At 54.4% G+C, this 21,166-nt stretch carries 21 protein-coding genes; 16 read left to right on the top strand and 5 right to left on the bottom strand.

The annotated features are described in order from the left end of the window. Positions 1–15: 15 nt before the first annotated feature. The 11 genes from PEL01S_RS01535 to ppk1 all read left to right on the top strand — a co-directional run bounded on the left by PEL01S_RS01535 (position 16) and on the right by ppk1 (position 12,097). Positions 16–510, top strand: coding sequence for a phosphatidylglycerophosphatase A family protein (locus PEL01S_RS01535; RefSeq protein WP_108534652.1), 495 nt, complete (start codon positions 16–18; stop codon positions 508–510). A 136-nt stretch (positions 511–646) separates the two neighbouring features. After that, on the top strand, positions 647–838 hold the full coding sequence (locus PEL01S_RS01530; protein ID WP_010496159.1) for a hypothetical protein: 192 nt from the start codon (positions 647–649) through the stop codon (positions 836–838). A gap of 34 nt (positions 839–872) precedes the next feature. Next, complete coding sequence (gene accD, locus PEL01S_RS01525) at positions 873–1,796, top strand: acetyl-CoA carboxylase, carboxyltransferase subunit beta (protein ID WP_127458994.1); 924 nt, start codon at positions 873–875, stop codon at positions 1,794–1,796. Continuing rightward, positions 1,789–2,763, top strand: a complete 975-nt coding sequence (gene accA, locus PEL01S_RS01520) for an acetyl-CoA carboxylase carboxyl transferase subunit alpha (RefSeq protein ID WP_063181895.1) — start codon at positions 1,789–1,791, stop codon at positions 2,761–2,763. The genes accD and accA overlap by 8 nt, the downstream gene beginning before the upstream one ends. Then, positions 2,756–4,513, top strand: a complete 1,758-nt coding sequence (gene pyk, locus PEL01S_RS01515; RefSeq protein WP_063181897.1) for a pyruvate kinase — start codon at positions 2,756–2,758, stop codon at positions 4,511–4,513. Before accA ends, pyk begins: the two co-directional genes overlap by 8 nt. A 110-nt stretch (positions 4,514–4,623) precedes the next feature. Further along, positions 4,624–5,025 (top strand): acyl-CoA thioesterase, encoded by a 402-nt coding sequence (locus PEL01S_RS01510; protein WP_127458993.1) that lies wholly within the window; start codon positions 4,624–4,626, stop codon positions 5,023–5,025. A 159-nt stretch (positions 5,026–5,184) separates the two neighbouring features. Then, the gene (locus PEL01S_RS01505) at positions 5,185–6,060 is read left to right on the top strand and encodes a LysR substrate-binding domain-containing protein (protein WP_127458992.1); all 876 of its coding nucleotides are present in this window, start codon (positions 5,185–5,187) and stop codon (positions 6,058–6,060) included. A gap of 130 nt (positions 6,061–6,190) precedes the next feature. Then, a complete protein-coding gene (gene mmgD / locus PEL01S_RS01500; protein WP_127458991.1) occupies positions 6,191–7,321 on the top strand; it encodes a citrate synthase in 1,131 nt (376 codons plus the stop codon). A gap of 21 nt (positions 7,322–7,342) precedes the next feature. Beyond that, the gene (locus PEL01S_RS01495; protein WP_275587090.1) at positions 7,343–8,803 is read left to right on the top strand and encodes a bifunctional 2-methylcitrate dehydratase/aconitate hydratase; all 1,461 of its coding nucleotides are present in this window, start codon (positions 7,343–7,345) and stop codon (positions 8,801–8,803) included. Positions 8,804–8,848: 45 nt separating this feature from the next. Continuing rightward, the gene (gene prpB / locus PEL01S_RS01490; RefSeq protein ID WP_127458990.1) at positions 8,849–9,757 is read left to right on the top strand and encodes a methylisocitrate lyase; all 909 of its coding nucleotides are present in this window, start codon (positions 8,849–8,851) and stop codon (positions 9,755–9,757) included. Between the two features lie 246 nt (positions 9,758–10,003). Continuing rightward, positions 10,004–12,097 carry a polyphosphate kinase 1 gene (gene ppk1 / locus PEL01S_RS01485; RefSeq protein ID WP_127458989.1) on the top strand — a complete coding sequence of 698 codons (2,094 nt, stop codon included), beginning with the start codon at positions 10,004–10,006 and terminating at the stop codon, positions 12,095–12,097. On the opposite strand, the gene PEL01S_RS01480 is transcribed toward ppk1, so the two are convergent. From PEL01S_RS01480 to PEL01S_RS01460, 5 genes are all read right to left on the bottom strand, one after another. Beyond that, positions 12,063–13,604 carry a Ppx/GppA phosphatase family protein gene (locus tag PEL01S_RS01480; protein ID WP_063181910.1) on the bottom strand — a complete coding sequence of 514 codons (1,542 nt, stop codon included), beginning with the start codon at positions 13,602–13,604 and terminating at the stop codon, positions 12,063–12,065. The genes ppk1 and PEL01S_RS01480 overlap by 35 nt on opposite strands. A gap of 162 nt (positions 13,605–13,766) precedes the next feature. Then, the gene (locus PEL01S_RS01475; RefSeq protein WP_127458988.1) at positions 13,767–14,096 is read right to left on the bottom strand and encodes a hypothetical protein; all 330 of its coding nucleotides are present in this window, start codon (positions 14,094–14,096) and stop codon (positions 13,767–13,769) included. A gap of 24 nt (positions 14,097–14,120) precedes the next feature. Further along, positions 14,121–14,543: a hypothetical protein gene (locus PEL01S_RS01470; protein WP_063181914.1), complete on the bottom strand. Its 423-nt coding sequence runs from the start codon at positions 14,541–14,543 to the stop codon at positions 14,121–14,123. After that, a complete protein-coding gene (locus PEL01S_RS01465; protein WP_127458987.1) occupies positions 14,540–14,764 on the bottom strand; it encodes a hypothetical protein in 225 nt (74 codons plus the stop codon). The genes PEL01S_RS01470 and PEL01S_RS01465 overlap by 4 nt, the downstream gene beginning before the upstream one ends. A gap of 85 nt (positions 14,765–14,849) precedes the next feature. Continuing rightward, positions 14,850–15,293 (bottom strand): Hsp20/alpha crystallin family protein, encoded by a 444-nt coding sequence (locus PEL01S_RS01460; protein ID WP_063181918.1) that lies wholly within the window; start codon positions 15,291–15,293, stop codon positions 14,850–14,852. Between the two features lie 410 nt (positions 15,294–15,703). Between PEL01S_RS01460 and citZ the strand changes: the two genes are divergently transcribed. From citZ to PEL01S_RS01440, 5 genes are all read left to right on the top strand, one after another. After that, complete coding sequence (citZ, locus tag PEL01S_RS01455) at positions 15,704–16,816, top strand: citrate synthase (protein ID WP_063182072.1); 1,113 nt, start codon at positions 15,704–15,706, stop codon at positions 16,814–16,816. Positions 16,817–17,005: 189 nt separating this feature from the next. Beyond that, entirely contained in the window at positions 17,006–18,301 is a 1,296-nt protein-coding gene (icd, locus tag PEL01S_RS01450; protein WP_127458986.1) for an NADP-dependent isocitrate dehydrogenase, read from the top strand. Between the two features lie 103 nt (positions 18,302–18,404). Continuing rightward, a complete protein-coding gene (locus PEL01S_RS34320; RefSeq protein ID WP_163767909.1) occupies positions 18,405–18,581 on the top strand; it encodes a hypothetical protein in 177 nt (58 codons plus the stop codon). 80 nt (positions 18,582–18,661) lie between these two features. Continuing rightward, positions 18,662–19,603, top strand: coding sequence for a malate dehydrogenase (gene mdh / locus PEL01S_RS01445; protein ID WP_108534640.1), 942 nt, complete (start codon positions 18,662–18,664; stop codon positions 19,601–19,603). 232 nt (positions 19,604–19,835) lie between these two features. Next, complete coding sequence (locus PEL01S_RS01440; protein ID WP_127458985.1) at positions 19,836–21,122, top strand: ABC transporter substrate-binding protein; 1,287 nt, start codon at positions 19,836–19,838, stop codon at positions 21,120–21,122. Positions 21,123–21,166 lie beyond the last annotated feature (44 nt).

Genomic DNA, 21,166 nt, shown 5'->3' with positions numbered 1-21,166 from the left:
GGAGGCGTTGTTTTTATGTCCTGCCAGCCTATTGTCGAATATTTGAAGAAGCGCGGCGTAACCGTCGAACGCATAGCGGACATTGTGCGCGAGCTGCAGCTCCCCTATAATCCCGCGCTTTCCGCGGAGGCATGCATCGAGAGCGTGATGACGGTACTCCAAAAGCGCGAAGTCCAATACGTGCTGTATACCGGAATCGCGCTGGACGAGCTGGCCGAACGAAAGGAGCTGCCCGAGCCGCTGCAGGGACTGATGGAGACGGACGCGCCCTTGTACGGCGTGGACGAGACCTTGGCGCTCGGCATCGTTCACGTATATGGCATGGTCGGGCTGACCAGCTTCGGTTACTTGGACAAGAAGAAGCCGGGCATCATCCGCGAGCTGAATGACCATCCGAAGCGCATTCACGTTTTTTTGGACGATCTGGTGGCGGGGTTGGCCGCCGCGGCTTCGGCCCGGATCGCGCACAAGCATCAAGACGAGGTGGACGGCCTCCCGCCGCAAACCTGATGTCGAGATTTGCCGAATTGTCGAAGCGGTGCACATCTTAAGGATAAGACCTCCCTTCCGGCATACCGGGCTTCGGTTGCGGGAAAAAGTGCACTTATGATATCATTATTGCATTATGTTCGGGAGGTCTTTTTTCATGTGGACGGTTATTTATATCGCTCCGACCGCTAAAATCGCTGAAAGAATCAAGCAAAGACTGACGGAAGAAGGCTTCCTTGTTCAAGTCCGCGCGATCAACATGACCAAAAATCAGTTTGAAATCGTCGTTCCCGAAGGCGAATTGGAAGAGGTTCAGGAAGTGCTGAACTCCATTTTGCATAGATCCTAAACAAGTCCCAAAATACTGCAAGCGAGGTGTAAGTGTGCAATTTAAAGACTTGTTTCAGAAGAAAAGAAAATATGCCACGGTTCCTTCCGTGGACAGGACGGCTCCGAACCGGGTGATGGACGGAGCTATCGACGTTCCCGAAGAGCGTCCGAAGCGTGAAATCCCGGAAGGCCTGATGAACAAGTGTCCCAAGTGCGGAACGATCCAGTACAACAAAGAACTTGATAAAAATTTGAAGGTATGTACCGCTTGCGAGTACCATTACAAGCTGAATGCCGTAGAGCGCATCCAGATGACGATGGACGAAGGCCGCTTTGTAGAATTTGACAGCGAGATGGCATCCCAGGACCCGCTGGAATTCCCTGCTTACATAGCCAAGTACAACAAAGCGGTCGAAGCTACCGGTATGCAGGACGCTGTTATTACCGGCGAAGGAACGATCGGAGGGTATCCGGTTGTCGTAGCGGTGATGAGCTTCGACTTTATGGGCGGATCGCTCGGATCGGTTGTCGGCGAAAAGGTGACGAACGCGATCGAGTATGCAACCCGGACGAACCGGCCGCTTATCATTTTCTCCACATCGGGCGGCGCGCGGATGCAGGAAAGTATTCTCAGCCTGATGCAGATGGCGAAAACGAGCGCGGCGATCGCCAAGCTGAACGAGCAGGGCGGCCTGTACATTTCCGTCATTACCGACCCAACCTTCGGCGGCGTCAGCGCGAGCTTCGCGATGCTTGGAGACTACATTATTGCGGAGCCGGGCGCGGCGTTCGGCTTTACCGGCGGACGCGTCATCGAACAGACGATGAGAATCAAGCTGCCGCCAGGCTTCCAAACGGCGGAATTCAACCTGAAGCATGGACAAGTGGACCTGGTCTCGCACCGCAAAGAAATGCGCAGTACGCTGACCCGTCTTCTTAGCATGCACGCGGTAAAGGAGGAAACCGTGAATGGCTAGTGAAATGCCTTTTGAGCAGCCGCTAGTCGAGCTTCGGGCTAAAATCGACGAGCTGCGCAAGTTCGGAGCGGACAAGCAGATCGATTTCTCGGAGGAGATCAAGCGCTTGGAGCAGCGGCTGGAGCAGCTCGAAACGGAATTGTACGCCGGCATGTCGACCCGGCAAAAAATGCAGGTCGCCCGTCATCCGCAGCGTCCGACGACACTTGACTACATTCAGCATTTGTTCACCGATTTCATCGAGCTGCACGGGGACCGTTTATTCGGCGACGACCTGGCCATTGTGGGCGGCATCGCGCGCTTTAACGGCATCCCGGTGACGGTGGTCGGCCATCAGAAAGGGAAAGATACGAAGGACAACATTGCGCGTCACTTTGGCAGCCCGCATCCGGAAGGCTTCCGCAAAGCGCTGCGCTTTATGAAGCAGGCGGACAAGTTCAAGCGCCCCATCATCACGTTCATCGATACGAAAGGTGCTTATCCCGGCAATGCAGCGGAAGAGAGAGGACAAGGGGAAGCCATCGCCCGGAACCTGATGGAAATGGCGTCCTTGCGGGTGCCCGTCTTGTGCGTCGTCATCGGCGAAGGCGGCAGCGGCGGCGCTCTGGCGCTTGGCGTAGGCAACCGCGTATTTATGCTTGAAAATGCGATTTATTCGGTCATCAGCCCGGAAGGCGCAGCCTCGATTTTATATAAAGACGCTTCGAAATCGATGGAAGCAGCCGAAGCGATGAAGATTACGGCGGACGAAATTTTGAAGCTCGGCGTTATCGATGCGATCATTCCCGAACCGAAGGGCGGTGCCCATCGGGATGTTGCCTTGCAGGCGGAATCGATTAAGCAAATGTTGTGGACCCACTTGCAGGAATTGCTCAAGATGACGGAGAATGAATTAATAGAAGACCGCTATAATAAATTTAGACACATCGGTCGGTTCACCACCATCCAGGAGGGAAATCATGCGTAAAACAAAAATTGTGTGTACCATCGGACCGGTCAGCGAATCGCTGGACATGTTCAAGAAACTGATTGATGCAGGGATGAACGTTGCTCGTCTGAACTTCTCCCACGGCGATTTCGAAGAGCATGGCAACAGAATCAAGAACGTGCGTCAAGCTTGTCAGGAGCTCGGCAAAAGCGTAGCCATTCTGCTTGATACTAAAGGACCGGAAATCCGGACCGGCAAGCTGAAGGACGATCAAAAAGTCGAACTGCTCCAAGACAATCTGATTACTTTAACGACGGAGGAAGTACTCGGCGACGCCGAGCGCGTTTCCATCACATACAACGACCTGTACAAGGACGTCAAGATCGGCTCCACTATCCTGATCGATGACGGCTTGATCGGATTGACAGTCGAGGATATCCGCGGAACGGATATCGTGTGCCGGATTAAAAACGGCGGACTGCTCGGAGGCAAGAAAGGCGTGAACGTGCCGGGGGTAAAAATCAACCTGCCGGGCATCACGGAAAAAGACGCGAACGATATCATTTTCGGCATTCAGCAGGGAGTGGATTTTATCGCTGCTTCTTTCGTGCGCAAAGCGAGCGACGTCCTTGAGATCCGCGAAATTCTGGACCGCCATAACGCAACGCATATTCAAATCATCTCCAAAATCGAAAACCAGGAAGGCGTGGAAAACCTCGACGAAATTTTGGAGGTATCCGACGGTCTCATGGTAGCGCGCGGCGATCTCGGCGTGGAAATTCCGGCCGAAGACGTGCCGATCGTGCAAAAAGCGATGATCAAAAAGTGTAACCAGGTTGGCAAGCCGGTTATTACGGCTACGATGATGCTGGACTCCATGCAGCGCAACCCGCGCCCGACGCGTGCGGAAGCGAGCGACGTGGCGAACGCAATCTTCGACGGCACGGATGCCGTGATGCTGTCGGGTGAAACGGCGGCAGGAAAATACCCGGTAGAGTCCGTTCAGACGATGGCCCGCATCGCTGAGCGTGCGGAATCGGCGCTGGAATACCGTGAAATCTTTATTCGTCAAAGCAATGCGCAGCAGACGACCGTAACCGAGGCGATCAGCCAAGCGGTAGCGAACTCGGCGCTTGATCTGGACGCCAAAGCGATTCTGACTTCCACGGAAAGCGGCTATACGGCGCGCATGGTGTCCAAGTACCGTCCGAAAGCGCCGATCATCGCGGTAACGCCGAACGATCGCGTGCTGCGCCGTCTGTCGCTCGTATGGGGCGTTATTCCGGTGAAGGGCGAGACATGCACTTCGACGGACCAATTGTTCGAGCATGCCGTAGACGCTAGCGTGAAGTCTGGCCTCGTCAGCTTGGGCGATCTTGTCGTCATCACTGCGGGCGTACCGGTTGGCCGCTCCGGGACGACTAACTTGATCAAAGTTCATCAAATCGGTGAAATGATTGCCAAAGGCCAAGGGATCGGCACGCAAATCGCCACAGGCCACGTTGTGACGGCCCGCTCCGCCGAAGAAGCGAATGCGAAGACGACCGAGGGCTGCATTCTGGTTACCGTGACTACCGATAAAGACTACATGCCGGCCTTCGAGAAAGCGGCGGCAGTAGTTACCGAAACGGGCGGTATTACGTCCCATGCGGCGGTTGTCGGCATCAGCTTGGGCAAACCGGTCATCGTCGGCGTAGACAACGCGCTTGGCATCTTGAAAGACAACGACGAAGTATCCATCTATCCGGAAGTCGGCGTCATCTATTCCGGCCGCGCCCGCGTGCTGTAATAAATTGTCGTCGAAGCCTTACGATAGCAGAACAAGCGGAGCGAAATCGAACAGCGGTTTCGCTCCTTTTCTTTACAAACATATGTTCCAAGGGGATTCAGGAGGTTTGTATGCAGTATACTTTACGCGTCCGCTATCAGGAGACGGACCAGATGGGCGTCGTGTATCACGCCAACTATTTGAATTGGTTTGAAGTCGGCCGGACCGAGATGATCCGCGAGCTGGGTCTACCTTATCAAGCGCTGGAGACCCGCGGCCTGCTGCTGCCGGTGATCGAAGCGGACCTGAAATTCCGCTCGCCTGCCCGTTACGACGATCTGGTAACGATTAACACCAAAATTGTCGAGTTAACGAGTCTTCGAATCCGGTTCGCTTATGAAATTAAACGCGGTGAGGAACTGCTGGTCACTGGGGGAACGCAGCACGTCTGGCTGAATCAGGATTGGAAGCCGGTGCGAATCGACAGGGATGTGCCGGATTTATATGCCCTGCTTGCCAAAACCATGGGCTAAAGCGCATCTTGAATTCCGTCTAACCTAAAAATAACGAAGGACTTGGCCTTTTTGGTCAGGTCCTACTCCTATTTATGCTATATTTTCCAAAATGATTCGTCCTTATTGTATAATTTAAGTACAAGTGAAGGATGGAACGATCAAAAGGGGAGAGGCACGATGGAACTGCGTCATTTGCGATACTTCGTTACCGTTGCGGAGGAGCTGCATTTCGGCCGGGCGGCTGCGCGCCTCAACATGGCGCAGCCCCCGTTAAGCCAGCAAATCCGCAAGCTGGAGGAAGAGCTTGGCTTTGCGTTGTTTTCCCGAAGCAAGCAGCATGTCGAATTAACCGAGGCGGGGAAAGTGTTTCTGGAGGAGTCGCGATCGGCGTTAGCGCGTGTGGAGCAAGCGCGTGAGGCGGCGGAGAAAGCGAGCCGGGGGCAAACGGGCAGACTGACGATCGGCTTTGTCGGTTCCGCGACCTATCACATCGTTCCGCTGCTGCAGCAGTATCGGCTGCGTTTTCCTTCGGTGGAATTGAAGCTCCATCAAATGAAGAGCGGGAGCCAACTGCAAGCGCTGCACGAAAAAAGCATCCAGCTCGGAATTGTGCGAAACCCGATTCACAGTCCGCATTTGGATTCGGAGCTGTTTATGCGCGAGCCGTTTATGGCGGTGCTTCCCGAGGCGCATCCGTTGGCCGCCCGGCCATCGCTTAGCGTCTGCGATTTGGAACACGAGCCGTTTATTTTGTCGCCTAGGCAAAACGGTTCTACCTATCACGATGCCGTCATCCATTTATGCTATAAGGCCGGATTTTCGCCTAACATTGCGCTGGAAGCGCCTGAAATCTTAACCGTTGTCGCCTTTGTAGCCGAAGGGATGGGGGTTGCTTTAGTTCCCGCGTCTTTCCGGCATCAGCAAAATCAAGGGGTCGTATACCGGGACATTCGGGAAGCCGCCGTTCTGGAAACAGCGTTTATTTGGCGGAAGGACGAGAAGTCGCCGGCGCTGCATGAATTTTTAAAGCTCGGCCAAGCGTTCGGCCGTTGAATGAGCGTCCTTTTGCCCGCTTGATACGTTCTGCATATCAGGAAGGACTTAACGGATATTGGACGCGATTTCCAGAGGGTAGATATACTGAAGGGGCTAAGCCAAACCATCGGGAGGAGCGAAAAGAACGATGAGCGGATCTTTCCAGCCCGGCCTTGAAAACGTTATCGCAAGCGAGACCGAAATTTCTTATTTGGATGTCGAAAAGGAACAAATTGTGCTCCGGGGTTACGATCTTATCGAGTTGGCCAAAACCGTTACTTATTTGGATGTCGTTTCGCTAATGCTTGACGGCAGTCTGCCTACGCCCGAATGGCGGAATGCTCTCGAACTGAGTCTCAAGACGGAGTACGGACTGCCGGAGGATGCGTTGACGATCCTGCGCCTGCTTCCGCAGCAGACGCATCTGATGGATGCTCTAAGAACGGGCATTTCCGCCATTGCCGGCTATGACCAGGATATCGAGGACCGGTCGCGGGAGGCGAATTATCGCAAATCGATCCGGCTGTTGGCCAAGGTGCCCCAAATCGTGGCAAGCAGCTATCATGCGTCCATGCGGCAGCCTCTGGTGGAGCCGCGCCAAGACCTTTCGTACAGCGCCAACTTTTTGTACATGATTACCGGGAAGGTTCCTTCCGAAATGGAAGAGAAGACGTTCGACCAATCGCTGATCGTATATAGCGAGCATGAAATGCCGAATTCGACCTTTGCCGCACGCGTCATTGCGTCCACACAGGCCGATCTGTACGGGGCGCTGACCGGCGCCGTCGCTTCGCTGAAAGGAACGCTGCATGGCGGAGCGAACGAAGCGGTGATGAAGATGCTGCTGGAAGCGGGAGATGAGGATAGGATGGAGCCGCTGATCCTCGGCAAATTGTCCCGCAAGGAGCGCATCATGGGCTTCGGCCACCGGGTGTACATGAAGAAGCCGGACCCGCGCGCGATGCTGATGAAAGAGGCGCTAGCCCTGCTTGCGGCCGCCAAAAACGAAGAGAAGCTGTACCGGATGTGCGTCATCGGCGAAGAGGTGATGAACCGCGAAAAAGGATTATATCCGAACCTCGATTACTACGCTGCGCCGGTTTATTATTTGCTGGGTATTCCGATCGACTTGTTCACCCCGGTCTTTCTTGCCGCCCGGACGGTCGGCGTCTGCGCGCATGTGATGGAGCAGCATGCGAACAACCGGCTTTTCCGGCCTCGTGTCCTGTACAAGGGACCGCGTGACCTGCACCCCAATTCGGCCCCGGTCGGCTCATAACTAGTGGGAGGAGACATCGATATGGCAGCAAACCCATCCATGGCCTATAAACAAGGACGAACCGCATCCGCTGCGGATCAATTGTTAGTGGACATCGCGGATTACGCGCTGGAATACGAAATCCAAAGTCCGGAAGCCCGGCGCATAGCACAGCACGTCGTCTTGGACTCACTAGGTACCGCCATTTTGGCGCTGCGCTTTCCGGAATGCGCGAAGCATCTCGGACCGGTCGTGCCGGGCGTCACCGTGGCTCACGGCTGCCGGGTGCCGGGAACCCGCTATGAGCTCGATCCTGTACACGGGGCGTTCAACATCGGGTGCATGATCCGCTGGCTCGATTACAACGATACGTGGCTGGCCGCCGAATGGGGCCACCCTTCGGACAATCTGGGCGGCATTTTGGCGGTAGCCGACTATCTCAGCCGCGTCCGGATCGCGGAAGGCAAAGCCCCTTTGCGGATGCGGGACGTGCTGGACGCCGCCGTGAAGGCGCACGAAATTCAGGGGGTGCTCGCACTTGAAAACAGCTTCAACCGCGTCGGCTTGGATCACGTGCTGCTGGTGAAGATCGCTTCAACGGCTGTCGTCACGGCGATGTTGGGCGGCACCCGGGACGAGGTGGTCAACGCGCTTTCCAACGCGTGGCTGGACGGCGGAATCTTGCGCACGTACAGGCACGCACCGAATACGGGATCGCGCAAATCGTGGGCGGCCGGAGACGCAACCAGCCGCGCCGTCCGTCTGGCCCTCATGGCCGTCAACGGCGAAATGGGGTACGCTACCGCGCTTTCGGCCAAAACCTGGGGCTTCCAGGACGTTTTGTTCCAGGGCAAGCCGTTGAAGCTTGCGCGCCCGCTCGGCTCTTACGTGATGGAGAACGTGTTGTTTAAAATCTCCTTCCCGGCCGAGTTCCACGCCCAGACCGCCGTCGAATGCGCCTTTGCACTGCACCCGCAGATCAAGGACCGGCTGGACGAGATCGATCGGATTACGATTACGACGCATGAATCGGCCATCCGCATCATCGATAAGAAAGGCCCGCTGCATAACCCGGCGGACCGCGACCACTGCCTCCAATATATGGTAGGGGTAGGCTTGCTGCACGGCGAATTGACGGCGGAGCATTACGAGGATGAGGCGGCCGCCGACCCACGAATCGATGCGCTTCGTGAGAAAATGGTCGTCACGGAGAATCCGCAGTACAGTCGGGATTACCTCGATCCGGACAAACGGTCGATTGCCAATGCGATCCAAATCCGGTTCAAAGACGGAACGGAGACAGCGAAGGTGGAATGCGAATATCCGATCGGCCACCGCAGACGGCGGGCCGAAGGGCTGCCGAAGGTGATCGATAAATTCGAAGCAAACCTGCTGACAAGGTTTCCCAAGCGAAAAGCGGCACAAATTCTCGAACTGTCGCTTGACTTGGAGCGGTTTGAGCAGATGCCGGTCAATGAGTACATGAATCTGTACGTCATCTAGTTTAGCGGTAAGGCTGCGGAATATGATTTCCCGGGAGGAGTAACGATGGCTTGGTTAATGGAGCAAGAGAAGGAGCAACGGGAGCTGGCTGCCTTTTTTCGGAAACGGATGGAAACCGGCCCGATTCTCAAAATCCCAGGTACGCACGACGGGATGGCAGCCAGAATAGCCGCGCAGTTCGGCTTCGAGTCGCTTTATTTGTCCGGCGCCGCCTATACGGCCAGCCGGGGCTTGCCGGATCTCGGGCTCATTTATTCGAATGAGGTCGCGGACCGGGCTCGTGAGCTCGTTCGCGCCTCCATGCTTCCGCTGCTGGTCGATATCGATACCGGCTACGGCGGCATCTTGAACGCGGCCCGGACGGCCAAGGAAATGGTCGAAGCCAAGGCGGCCGCTGTCCAGATCGAGGACCAGGAACTGCCGAAGAAATGCGGCCACTTGAACGGCAAAAAGCTTGTTTCAACCGAAGAAATGATGCAAAAAATCAAAACGATCAAAGAAATCAGCCCAACGCTCGTCGTCATTGCCCGCACGGACGCCAAAAGCGTAGAAGGCTTCGAAGCGGCGGTTGACCGGGCCAAGCATTATTTGGCGGCGGGAGCGGACGGGATTTTTCCCGAGGCGCTGGAGAGCGAGGAGGAGTTCAAGCGATTCCGCGCCGCCATCGACGCGCCGCTGCTGGCGAACATGACAGAGTTCGGAAAAACGCCGTATTATACCGCGGAGCAGTTCGAGGCTTGGGGCTTCGATATAGTCATTTATCCGGTAACCTCGCTGCGGGTAGCGGCGAAAGCCTACGAGCGCGTTTTTTCGGAAATCAGCCGCACCGGAACGCAAGCGGGGTCGCTTCAAGACATGCAAACCCGCAAGGAGCTGTACGATACGATCCGATATTACGATTACGAAGCCTTGGACGGAAAAATCGCCAGAACCGTCCTGCCGCCAACCGAGTAGGTCCCTTTTTTTCAATAATTGTCATGTAAAGAGTTCCTGAAGAGGCTAGTTCCTTCGGGAGCTCTTTTCGTTGTATAATGATAAAGCTCTTTTTGAATCCGCCTTGAAGAAAATTTAGGTGTATTTTCCCTTGCGTTTACATAAAATTAACAAAAAGAGCGCGCTCGCTTAACATTGTCGAATTACGATGAAAGAAGCAGAAAAATGAAGTTAAACGGTGAATGACCATGGAGGGTTTACTACCTTATGAAGGACACTGCCGCACGTGAGACGGCCAACCATTATCTAAACCGCGATTTAAGCTGGGTCGAATTCAACTGGCGCGTGCTGGAGGAGGCGCAGGACCCCGAGACGCCGCTGCTCGAACGCGTCAAATTTTTATCGATCGTTTCTTCCAATTTAGACGAGTTTATGAGCGTCCGTGTAGCCGGCATCAAGGATCAGATCAAAGCGGGCCATACGAAAAAGGATTTCACCGGCTACACGCCCGCCGGACTGTTCAAACGCGTCATGAAGCGCTCCTCCAAAATGGTGACAGAGCAATACAGGACGTACCGGGACATGATCCGGCAGTTGGGCAAAGAAGGCATTACTTTTACCGAATACGACGATTTGAACGTAACCCAGCGCAAAGCGATGGACGAATATTACCACGATATCGTGTTCCCCGTGCTGACGCCGATGGCGGTCGACCAGTCGCGGCCTTTTCCGTTGGTGCGGACACAGGCTTTATATTTGGCGGTCGTGCTGATGAAGGAAGGCGACGATCCGGAGGACGAACCTTATTTTGCCATCCTCCAGGTGCCGTCGAATTTAAGCCGTTATCTTGAGGTACCGGGAAGAACGAACAGCAAGAAACGCGAGTTCATCCTTATGGAAGATCTCATTGAAAAGCATATTTATACGCTGTTCAGCGGCTATATTCCGATCTCGGTCCATGCGTTCCGACTGACGCGCAACGCGGATTTGACGCTTGATGAGGAAGGCGCGGAGGATTTGCTGGAGGAGATCGAAATCCAGCTCCGCAAACGGCGTTGGGGGACGCCGGTCCGCCTCGAGGTGCAGAAAGGCATCCATCCGTATGCGCTGGAGCAGCTGACGGAGGAGTTCGAGATTGTCGAGAATATTTTTGAAATTGACGGGCCGCTCGACCTGACGTATTTTATGAAAATGGCGTCGGCGCTCCAAGGCTTCGATCATTTGCGCTACACCCCGATCCAACCGGTGTATCCTTCCGAGCTCGACGATATCGAGGATCTGTTCGCCAAACTGAGGCAGCAAGATGTGCTGGTGTATCACCCTTACGAGTCGTTCGATGCCGTTACCGATTTTGTTCTCCAAGCGGCTTACGATCCGCAAGTGCTCGCCATCAAAATGACGCTGTACCGGGTCAGCGGCATCTCCCCGCTTATTCAAGGGCTTGCCCGTGCGGCGGAGTCCGGCAAGCAGGTGACGGTCGTGGTGGAGCTGAAGGCGCGTTTTGACGAAGAGCGCAACATCGCTTGGGCGCGCAAGCTGGAGCAGGCGGGCTGCCATGTCGTTTACGGGCTCGTAGGGCTGAAGACGCATGCCAAAATTACGCTGGTCGTCCGGCAGGAAGCGGATGGACTGAGGCGGTACGTGCACGTGGGCACGGGGAATTACAACGACAGTACGGCAAGATTGTACACCGATATCGGCTTGTTTACGTCGCATAAGGAGATCGGGGAGGACGCATCCGCGTTGTTCAACGAGGTGACCGGGTATTCGGCGCCGCACAATTGGAAAGCGTTCGGCGTGGCGCCTACGGACATGATGGATAAGCTGTTCGAGAAAATCCGCCGCGAAGCAAAGCACGCGTCCGAAGGCAAGCCGGCGCGGATCATCGCCAAGTTCAACTCGCTCTCGAACCAGCAGATGGTCGATGAGCTGTATGCGGCCTCGCAGGCGGGGGTTGAGATCGATCTGATCGTGCGCGGCGTATGCTGCTTGCGACCGGGTGTACCGGGACTGAGCGAACGAATCACGGTGCGCAGCATCGTGGACCGGTTTTTGGAGCACTCGCGCATTTTTTATTTCGAGAACGGCGGGGAGCCGGAAGTGTATATCGCCAGCGCGGACTGGATGACACGGAACTTGACGCGGCGCGTCGAACTGATGTGTCCCGTATTTGACAAAAGCATCCAGCAGTCGCTGATCAATATATTGCGGCTTAACCTGAAGGATAACGTGAAGGCGCGACAGCTCCAACCGAACGGCATGTACGAGCATGTCCGCTCGGAAGGAAACGAGCCGCAGCTGCGCAGTCAATTTACGGCCATGCGCATCAGCTCGTGGAAAACGACGACTCGTGAACTTTGAGCTGCTGTCCCCACGTATTTTTAAATTCTTTTTGTAGTCCGAGGACCTCTCTGTATTCCGCAGAGGGGTCGTGCTTTGCTTTCAGCCGCAGATGCAGCGCTTTGCTCTCCGAGAACGCGGTCGTTACTTCCAGCGCTTGCGTCTCGCTAATATCGAGCGCGACGGCTAGTTTAAGCAGCGTTCCGAGCTGGGCGATTAGGTCGGTATCGGTTTTTTTCAAAATATCCTTGTGATGCTGCACGGCCTGCTGGGTCCGTGCTTTTGTTTTGTACGAAGCGGTCAAGGCGCAAATCAGAATTTCGCGGTGGGTCAGACCGTCGATGCGCGTGTGCGCAATCATATGGAAGGAATGCTTCGGATACTGGTAATAGCTAAGCGAAGCGCCGATCCGGTACAGCTTGGCCGCGATGATCAGGCATAGACGAATGCGCGGCTCGAAGCGGTGCTTTTCCGCCTCCGTCAAGGCATCGAACAGCTTCAAGGCCGTCCGGCTCACCTGCGAGAGATGCGCCCGGGGGGCCGTCGAATGAAGGGCGAGCAGGTTATCCGCGCTTCGCTCGGCCATATGCTTTAGCTCCGTGTCGACAGGGTAAAAGCTTTCAAAAAACAGGCCGTCCCGCAGGCCTGCACCGCTGACGACATAATGCGAAGCGCCGGCTGCCTGAAAGATCGTCTGAAGAATCAGCAGCCCCGGGACGATAATATCGTAGCGGTCTTTGGACAGGCCGTCGATTTTTTTGCGTTTTTCTCCGGGCAGAAGCGGGAGCCAGGCGGCGAGCTCGTCCACTTCGGCGGCTGGGATCGTATAATTATGCGTCAGTGGTAAGGAATATTTGAGCTTGCGCTGATTGATTTTGCATAGCGTCCGTACGCCGCCACCGAGCCCGACGAGCGGCAGGCCGGGAGCCTGTCGAATCCAGGGCTCGCGGGCAATCGCGTCCTCGACCATCTGGCGGATGCCCCGCAGCTGTTCTTCGTGAAATTCGCCGCTTGGCGCAAATTTGCGCGTCGTATTGACCGCCCCGAAAGGAAATGATACGCTGCGAATCAAGGTGCGGTCGCGGAAGAGCGAAATTTCGGTGCTTCCCCCGCCGATGTCGACAAGAAAACCGTCCGAAATATCCATCGTTTGGATCATGCCCAAGAAGCCGAGTCGGGCTTCGTCCTCCCCGGATAGCACCTCGACGTGAAATCCGCTTTCGCGCCGCAGCGTGTCCAGAATCTCCTGAGAATTTGCCGCATTGCGAATGGCCGCCGTGGCGGCAACCCGGTATTCGGTCACCTCGTGAGCTTGACATATCCTTTTAAAATGCGACAGGATCTGCACGATCACCTGAATATCCGCTTGAGCCAACGTCCCGTCGGCGCCGATCCGCTGGCTCAAGCGAGCGGATTCCTTGAATTCGCCGATCACGCGGTATGCTCCGCCCGTCGTTTGTTCGTTTACGGCCAACCGGATTGAGTTGGAGCCGATGTCAATGATGCCGATTCGCCGGCTGTTGTTCATGGTTGGTCCTCCTGCTAACGGTATAAAGTTAGTTTTATTTTACCGTTACGACGGAGGGAATGTCCATGGAGGGATTAGGATTTTGTTGGAACCTCCGCATCTGGGCGGAATACACTATCCCATATAGAAACCAGCGTTGCGGAAACGCTGGCCGGTTAAAACCTATTCGGGAATGTTATCGATGACAGGAGGGCCGTTTGCCGGCCCCTTTCCGGCGTTCTCTCCCGCGGATTGGATCATCTGCCGCAGCCATTCCGGCACTTCGGCATCGGAGATGTTGAGCATATCCAGAAAATCGGAGTCGTTCAACAGCGAGCGAATGCCGGAGACGATGTTGCGGTCGCCGCTGACCGAACCGAAGCCTTGCGTCAGCTTTTGATGGCTTTCGAAGCCGGAAGGCCAGTTATTGCCCATATTGATGCACGAGGCGTTCTCGACGGAACCGATCCGAATCGAACCGATGACGAATTGAGGGGATAAAAAAGACGACACAGGATGTCACCTCCGGGAATAAATTTAAGATCTTCTCATGCGAAACCCGGAAGCGGTACGCTCCAAATCCGGATCGCCGCCGCCGGAGCTCTGTTCCGATGTACGGGTACGGCTTTCTGCGCAGCCGGCCGAAGAGCCTTGGTTCGACGATGGCGAACCACCGGATTTCACCGGTGGTTTCGGATTTGTTTTGACGCCGAAATTGTTTCCAAGATTCAAAGAACCGCTCAGGTGTTCGATATCCAGCTTATCCAAACGAAATTCAAGCCGCTCCAGCACAGGCTGGTGTATATGGACCTGCTCGACGGTGACGTGAGTCGAAGGGGCTTTTTCTGCGATTCGGTCCGAAAGACGCGCCAGAGAATCCTCGATTCGGCGAAAACGGGAATCGATATCCCGCAGCAATCGCTCCGAATCGGTCGGTCTTCTCCAAAAAAAGAAGCTCACGGGCCGCACCGCTTTCCGGTCGAAAAAGTGTCGCAGCGGTCGCGATCGTCCAGCAGGCTTCGAAGATCCGAGACTTTGCACTGCATCCCGGTTACCGTGCCGAAGGCTTGGTTTTGTTTTGCGGTATGTTTATAGCGCCATTGTTGATTACCCCCATAAAAAATACCCGACACGCCGCGTACCGTTCCGACCTGCAGATTTTGATAAAGGATCCGTACCATGTTTCTCACCTCCTGCCTTACCGCGAATAGGGCCATATTCATGAAAGGCGAGCCTGCGGGGGACAGGCAGCCGCGGGAACGGAGATCAAGTAAATTCGACTGGAATGAAGGCTTGGGAATCGCCCTCTTCGATCGGGAGCTCGGCCACGAGAAGGCCTGCGGTATACGTCGCTTTGATTCCGTTCAGAGATACCGGTTTCGGCAATGGCAGAGGTCGCCGGAAGCTTCCGAAAAAACGCTCGCTTTGCGCAATCCGATTCTCCGAAACTGGGTAACTGCGCGGAATGTCCCCTTCTATAATCAGCGTCTGGCCCTCGACATAGATGCGGATTTGATCCGCAGATTGAAGCCCCGGGAGTTCCGTAAGAACCACTACCGTTGTTTGGGTATAATAAATATCGATGCGGGGCCCGGTATTCGGAATGAGCCCTGCGATCTCTTGCCAAAAATCTTCTCCCAACACATCGCCAACTTGACTATGGAGCTTGCCCCAACCCTGGTTGGGAAGATGATTTTCTTTCCCTTGCATCTGGCATCCCTGCTCTCCCCAAAAATTGCTGCTCTATATTCTATGTAGCATCGGTTTCGGTTTTGCCTTAAAAGAAAAGGATCTGACAGGAAATATTTCGATGTCTTCAATATCGTTTAAATACTGGTTTTTATGGAATCATTTGAAGCTTTTGCGGAAGAGCGTGACATTCTATAGGGATCGAACAATACGCCTCGGCATGTTTTTTTATTCAACGTTATGAGTATACTGAAAATGGACAATTCCTTGAGCTATAGGCATTTGAGCCGTATGAGTACATAGGATTCAGCCGCAGATAGCATCTGTTTATGGTGCTGATAATGAACTTTTATGTCTGAATTTGTTCACTTTAGTTTCTAAATACTTTATATTAGAATTATGTGAATTTGAACGCAAAAGGAGAGATTATCTTGACTGCTACCAAAGGTTTGGAAGGAATTGTAGCCACAACGTCCTCCATCAGCTCCATTATAGACGGTGTGCTCACCTATCGCGGCATCAATATCGACGACCTTGCAGAGAACGCCACGTTCGAAGAGGTCGTATACTTGTTATGGTACGGCAAGCTTCCTAATCGCTCCGAACTGGATCAATTAACCAAAGATCTGAGCGACAACGCTTCGGTTTCCGCTGAAGTGATCGAGCAAATTAAGCTGTACCCTAAAGACGTCAATTCCATGGCCGCGCTTCGTACCGCCGTTTCCAGCTTGGCGCTGTACGATGCCGAGGCAAACGATATGACTCCGGAATCCAACCTCCGCAAAGCGATCAAGCTGCAGGCGCAGCTGCCGACGATCATAGCGGCATTCGCTCGCATCCGTGAAGGTAAAGAGCCGATCGCGCCGAAATCCTGTGCTTCCGTTGCCGAGAACTTCTTGTATATGCTCACGGGCAAACAACCGGAAGCCATCGCCATCCAAGCTTTGGACAAAGCTTTGGTGCTTCATGCCGACCACGAGCTGAACGCATCGACGTTTGCTGCGCGCGTAACCGTTGCGACGCTGTCCGATATTTATTCGGGCGTGACGTCCGCGATCGGCGCGCTCAAAGGCCCGCTGCACGGCGGCGCCAACGAAGCGGTTATGGCGATGCTCGAAGAAATCGGCACGGCAGACAACGTGACCAGCTATATCAACGATAAGTTGGCCAACAAGGAAAAAATTATGGGCTTCGGCCATCGCGTTTACAAAAACGGCGACCCACGTGCGAAGCATCTTCAAAAAATGTCCCATGAGCTCGGTAAAATTACCGGCAACATGAACTGGTACGACATGTCCATCCAAATCGAAGAAATCGTTACCGGACAAAAAGGGCTGAAGCCGAACGTAGACTTCTACTCCGCTTCCGTCTACACGTCGCTCGAAATTCCGCGCGACTTGTTCACGCCGATCTTCGCGATCAGCCGTACGTCCGGATGGACGGCGCACATTCTCGAGCAATTCGACAACAACCGCCTTATTCGTCCGCGCGCCGAATATACGGGACCGTCGCACCAAGCGTTCGTTCCGATCGAGCAGCGCTAATCCGGCTTGGGATGCCCGCACCTGCGGGAAGCAATAAAAAAGCAGCTATCCTACGGGCGGCTGCGGCGTTACCGGTCTTCTGAGAAGAGGACGTGCGCCGCTGCTCCCGTATCTTTTTGGCATCATCATCCCTATTCCACGGAGCTTGTTGCAGCGGCTCCAAACCATTCCAAGGAGGCTTACCTATTCATGGCAAAATTCGAACAATACGCACTTCCGACTGAAGGCGAACGCATCACCATCACGAACGGCAAACTGAACGTTCCGAACAATCCGATCATTCCTTTCATCGAAGGCGACGGCACAGGTCCGGACATTTGGGCGGCTTCCAAGCGCGTATTGGATGCAGCGGTAGAGAAAGCATACAATGGCGAGAAAAAAATCGCATGGTACGAAGTGTTTGCAGGCGAGAAAGCCTTCAACAAATACAATAACTGGCTGCCGAGCGATACGTTGACGGCAATCCGCGAATACATCGTAGCGATCAAAGGACCTCTGACGACGCCAATCGGCGGCGGTATCCGTTCCCTGAACGTTGCGCTTCGCCAAGAGCTGGATCTGTACGTGTGCTCCCGTCCGGTTCGCTACTTCAAAGGCGTGCCTTCCCCGGTTAAACGTCCTGAGCTGGTCGACATGGTTATTTTCCGTGAAAATACCGAGGACATCTATGCCGGTATCGAATGGGCCGCAGGTTCCGACGAAGTGAAAAAAGTGCTTGCTTTCCTGCAAAACGAAATGGGCGTGAAAAAGATCCGCTTCCCGGAAACATCCGGTATCGGAATCAAGCCGGTATCGTCCGAAGGCTCGAAGCGTCTGATCCGCGCCGCTATCGAGTATGCTATCCAGCATAACCGCAAGAGCGTGACCCTGGTACATAAAGGGAATATCATGAAGTTCACCGAGGGCGCGTTCAAAAACTGGGGCTATGAGCTCGCCGAGCAAGAGTTTGGCGACAAAACGTTTACTTGGGCTCAGTACGACAAAATTAAAGAAGAGCAAGGCGTTGACGCGGCGAACAAAGCTCAAAAAGACGCAGAAGCTGCTGGCAAAATCATCGTGAAAGACGCGATTGCCGACATCGCTCTGCAGCAAGTGCTTACTCGTCCGACCGACTTCGACGTCATCGCTACGCTCAACCTGAACGGCGACTACCTGTCCGACGCTCTGGCTGCTCAAGTCGGCGGTATCGGTATTGCTCCAGGTGCAAATATTAACTACGTAACCGGTCATGCGATCTTCGAAGCAACGCATGGTACGGCTCCGAAATACGCAGGTCTCGACGTTGTTAACCCGGGCTCCGTTATTTTGTCCGGCGTTATGATGCTGGAGCACCTGGGCTGGCTGGAAGCGGCTGAGCTGATCTACAAAGGCATGGAAACGGCAATCAACAACAAAACGGTAACTTACGACTTCGCTCGTCTGATGGAAGGCGCAACCGAAGTGAAGTGCTCCGCGTTTGCCGACGAGATCATCAAAAACTTCTAACCCTCCAAACCTCCCTTACAAGGGAGGCCCCAGGGGTTTCGGCCCCTGGACGACGAAAGCTGTCGGCATGCAGGGTATAAGCGCACCCATGGGGCGTTTGTGAATGGAACGCGTTTGTCTGCGGGCGGCCCGGCTGAAGCCAGGCGCCCGCAGACACGCTTTCATGCGTGCCGGGGTGTTCGAACGGAAGGTTGGTGTAGGAACGCGTTTGTTCTTGTGCGCACGGGCTAAAGCCGTGCTGCACAAGAACACGCTTCCATGCGTCACTGATAAAGATTAAGCCGAAGTCATATGCTAATTCCCGAAATTGAAACATAAAATTAATGTGCGATGAAGCACAAACTATGGGAGGAATTGATTATGGCAATCCAACGTAAAAAAATTACGGTTGTCGGCGCAGGCTTCACAGGTGCGACAACAGCGCTGATGCTGGCGCAAAAAGAACTCGGCGACGTCATATTGCTGGACATCCCTCAGCTGGAGAACCCGACCAAAGGGAAAGCGCTCGATATGCTCGAAGCTTCCCCGGTGCAAGGGTTTGACGCGAACATTATCGGCACGTCCAACTATGACGAGAGCAGCGGTTCCGACATCGTGATTATCACGGCAGGGATTGCCCGCAAACCGGGCATGAGCCGCGACGACCTCGTGAACACGAACGCAGGCATCGTGAAATCCGTTTGCGAAAACATCAAGAGAACGAGCCCGCAATCAATCGTCATCATCCTGAGCAACCCGGTAGACGCCATGACGTATGTCGCTTACCAAACGCTCGGCTTCCCGAAAAACCGCGTCATCGGCCAATCCGGCGTGCTGGATACGGCTCGTTACTGCACGTTCATCGCGCAAGAGCTGAACGTTTCCGTAGAAGACGTGCGCGGCTTTGTGCTCGGGGGTCATGGGGACGACATGGTTCCGCTCGTTCGTTACTCCAACGTTGGCGGCATTCCGATCGAGAAGCTTATTCCGGCTGACCGCATCGAAGCGATCGTGAAGCGTACGCGTACCGGCGGCGGTGAGATCGTGAACCTGCTGGGTAACGGTTCCGCTTACTACGCACCGGCCGCTTCCCTTGTGCAAATGACGGAAGCGATCCTGAAAGACAAGAAACGCGTTCTGCCTTCCATCGCTTTGCTCCAAGGCGAGTACGGCTATGACAACCTGTTCATGGGCGTACCGACGTTGCTTGGCGGCGACGGCATCGAGAAAATATTCGAGCTGGAGCTGCTTCCGGAAGAGAAAGCGGCACTCGACAGATCCGCAGAATCCGTACGCAACGTCATCAAAGTCGTTACGGGCTAATCGCATAGTATCTGTTCAAAGAAAGACCAGTTTTCGCCGAAAAGGCCGAAGCTGGTCTTTTTTGCATTTTTAGGAAGTTACAAGAGGATGAGATGAAGTTAGCGCTTACATAAAGTCAAAATCGCAGAAGAAATGTAAAACGGGACGGATACGCTCGGCCGGAGCGGCAGACTATACTATAAGCAAGTCGGAGAGATGAGCCGATAAATGACAAAAAGGGGAGGACGATTCCTTGAGACATCTGAGTAAAGCGGCACTGGTCATAGCGACGACGGCAATGATCGTTTCCGGCTGCGGGGGAAAAGATCAGAACGGCGCTCCGGCTGCCGGCAGTTCGACGCCTGAGGCGGGCAAGAAGCAGAAGCTGTCGATTTGGACGCTGCAGCAGGCTGACGTCAATATTCAAGAGGCCCAGAAGAAAGCGGCCAAATCGTTCGAGGAGAAGTTCAATGCGGAAGTGGAAATTACGACGTTTCCGTATCTGCAGTTGAAGGACCGGATGCTTGCGGCGGTCGCCGGCGGTGAAGGCCCGGACATTCTGCTCCTTGATCAAATTTGGGTGGCGCAGTACGCCGCGGCCAACTATGTCATTTCGATCGACGATTATTTGCAGAAGTCCGACATCAAAGCGGACGACTATTTTAAGGGAGCATGGGAAGCCGGTTCGTTCAAAAACAAAATGTATGCGGTACCATTCGATGTGGGTGTCTGGGGCGTGCTCTATTACAATAAAGATATGTTTAAAGCTGCCGGGCTGGACCCGGAAAAGCCACCGGTCACCTGGGAAGAGTTTTTGACGTACGGGAAGAAGCTGACCCGAGACGGCAAGTACGGGACCTCCAACTGGGCGGGAAGCAGCGAATCCGTTCAATGTATGGTGGACGGTTTCACGGTTGCAGCGGGCGGAAAGCTTCTGGACGAAACTGGAAAAAGCATTTTGATCAATAGCGATGCAGGGGTCAAGGCGCTGGAGTTCTGGGCGAATATGAATGCGATCAGCCCGCCGGGGAGCGTAGGCAAGAACGAAGAGGATGCGATGACGCTGTTTACGAGCGGACAAACCGCCATGGCGATGTACGGGGAATGGGGACAGGACACGATCGCAACCCGGGCGCCGAAAATGAATTACGGCGTAGCCAATCTGCCGAAGCCGGAAGGCGGGGAATCGGTGGGCACGTTCGGCGGCTTCAATCTGGCGATCAATGCGAAATCCAAAAGCAAAGAACTGGCTTGGGAATTCATTAAATATTCGACCAATGTCGAGAACCAGAAGCAGATCACGATGCTGACCCCGGCCAACAAGCAAGCGGCCAAAGCTTATTTGGACCAGAAGCGCAAGTATCCCGACGTCATCTTCAACCAATTGACAACGGCAACCTACCGCCCGAATGTCGCCAATTATCCGGAAATCGCCGATGTGCAGCTGCAAGCGACACAGAAAGTCATGAGCGGCAAAATGACCGCCAAAGATGCCCTTGACGAAGCGGCGACGAAAATCAACAAGCTGCTGAACAAATAAACATCGCTGAAAAGAGCAAATCCAAGGAAAGCACTGTGGAAGCG

It is taken from the genome of Paenibacillus elgii NBRC 100335, from assembly GCF_004000865.1.
Taxonomy (GTDB): Bacteria; Bacillota; Bacilli; order Paenibacillales; family NBRC-103111; genus Paenibacillus_G; species Paenibacillus_G elgii.
Note: the sequence above shows the minus strand (reverse complement) of the source record. Positions and strands in the feature narration are given on the sequence as shown.

Coding starts and splice junctions, on each gene's coding strand:
- PEL01S_RS01535 (WP_108534652.1), top strand. CDS start 16: ATGTCCTGCCAGCCTATTGTCGAATATTTGAAGAAGCGCGGCGTAACC.
- PEL01S_RS01530 (WP_010496159.1), top strand. CDS start 647: ATGTGGACGGTTATTTATATCGCTCCGACCGCTAAAATCGCTGAAAGA.
- accA (WP_063181895.1), top strand. CDS start 1,789: ATGGCTAGTGAAATGCCTTTTGAGCAGCCGCTAGTCGAGCTTCGGGCT.
- pyk (WP_063181897.1), top strand. CDS start 2,756: ATGCGTAAAACAAAAATTGTGTGTACCATCGGACCGGTCAGCGAATCG.
- PEL01S_RS01510 (WP_127458993.1), top strand. CDS start 4,624: ATGCAGTATACTTTACGCGTCCGCTATCAGGAGACGGACCAGATGGGC.
- PEL01S_RS01505 (WP_127458992.1), top strand. CDS start 5,185: ATGGAACTGCGTCATTTGCGATACTTCGTTACCGTTGCGGAGGAGCTG.
- mmgD (WP_127458991.1), top strand. CDS start 6,191: ATGAGCGGATCTTTCCAGCCCGGCCTTGAAAACGTTATCGCAAGCGAG.
- PEL01S_RS01495 (WP_275587090.1), top strand. CDS start 7,343: ATGGCAGCAAACCCATCCATGGCCTATAAACAAGGACGAACCGCATCC.
- prpB (WP_127458990.1), top strand. CDS start 8,849: ATGGCTTGGTTAATGGAGCAAGAGAAGGAGCAACGGGAGCTGGCTGCC.
- ppk1 (WP_127458989.1), top strand. CDS start 10,004: ATGAAGGACACTGCCGCACGTGAGACGGCCAACCATTATCTAAACCGC.
- PEL01S_RS01480 (WP_063181910.1), bottom strand. CDS start 13,604: ATGAACAACAGCCGGCGAATCGGCATCATTGACATCGGCTCCAACTCA.
- PEL01S_RS01465 (WP_127458987.1), bottom strand. CDS start 14,764: ATGGTACGGATCCTTTATCAAAATCTGCAGGTCGGAACGGTACGCGGC.
- PEL01S_RS01460 (WP_063181918.1), bottom strand. CDS start 15,293: ATGCAAGGGAAAGAAAATCATCTTCCCAACCAGGGTTGGGGCAAGCTC.
- icd (WP_127458986.1), top strand. CDS start 17,006: ATGGCAAAATTCGAACAATACGCACTTCCGACTGAAGGCGAACGCATC.
- PEL01S_RS34320 (WP_163767909.1), top strand. CDS start 18,405: ATGGAACGCGTTTGTCTGCGGGCGGCCCGGCTGAAGCCAGGCGCCCGC.
- mdh (WP_108534640.1), top strand. CDS start 18,662: ATGGCAATCCAACGTAAAAAAATTACGGTTGTCGGCGCAGGCTTCACA.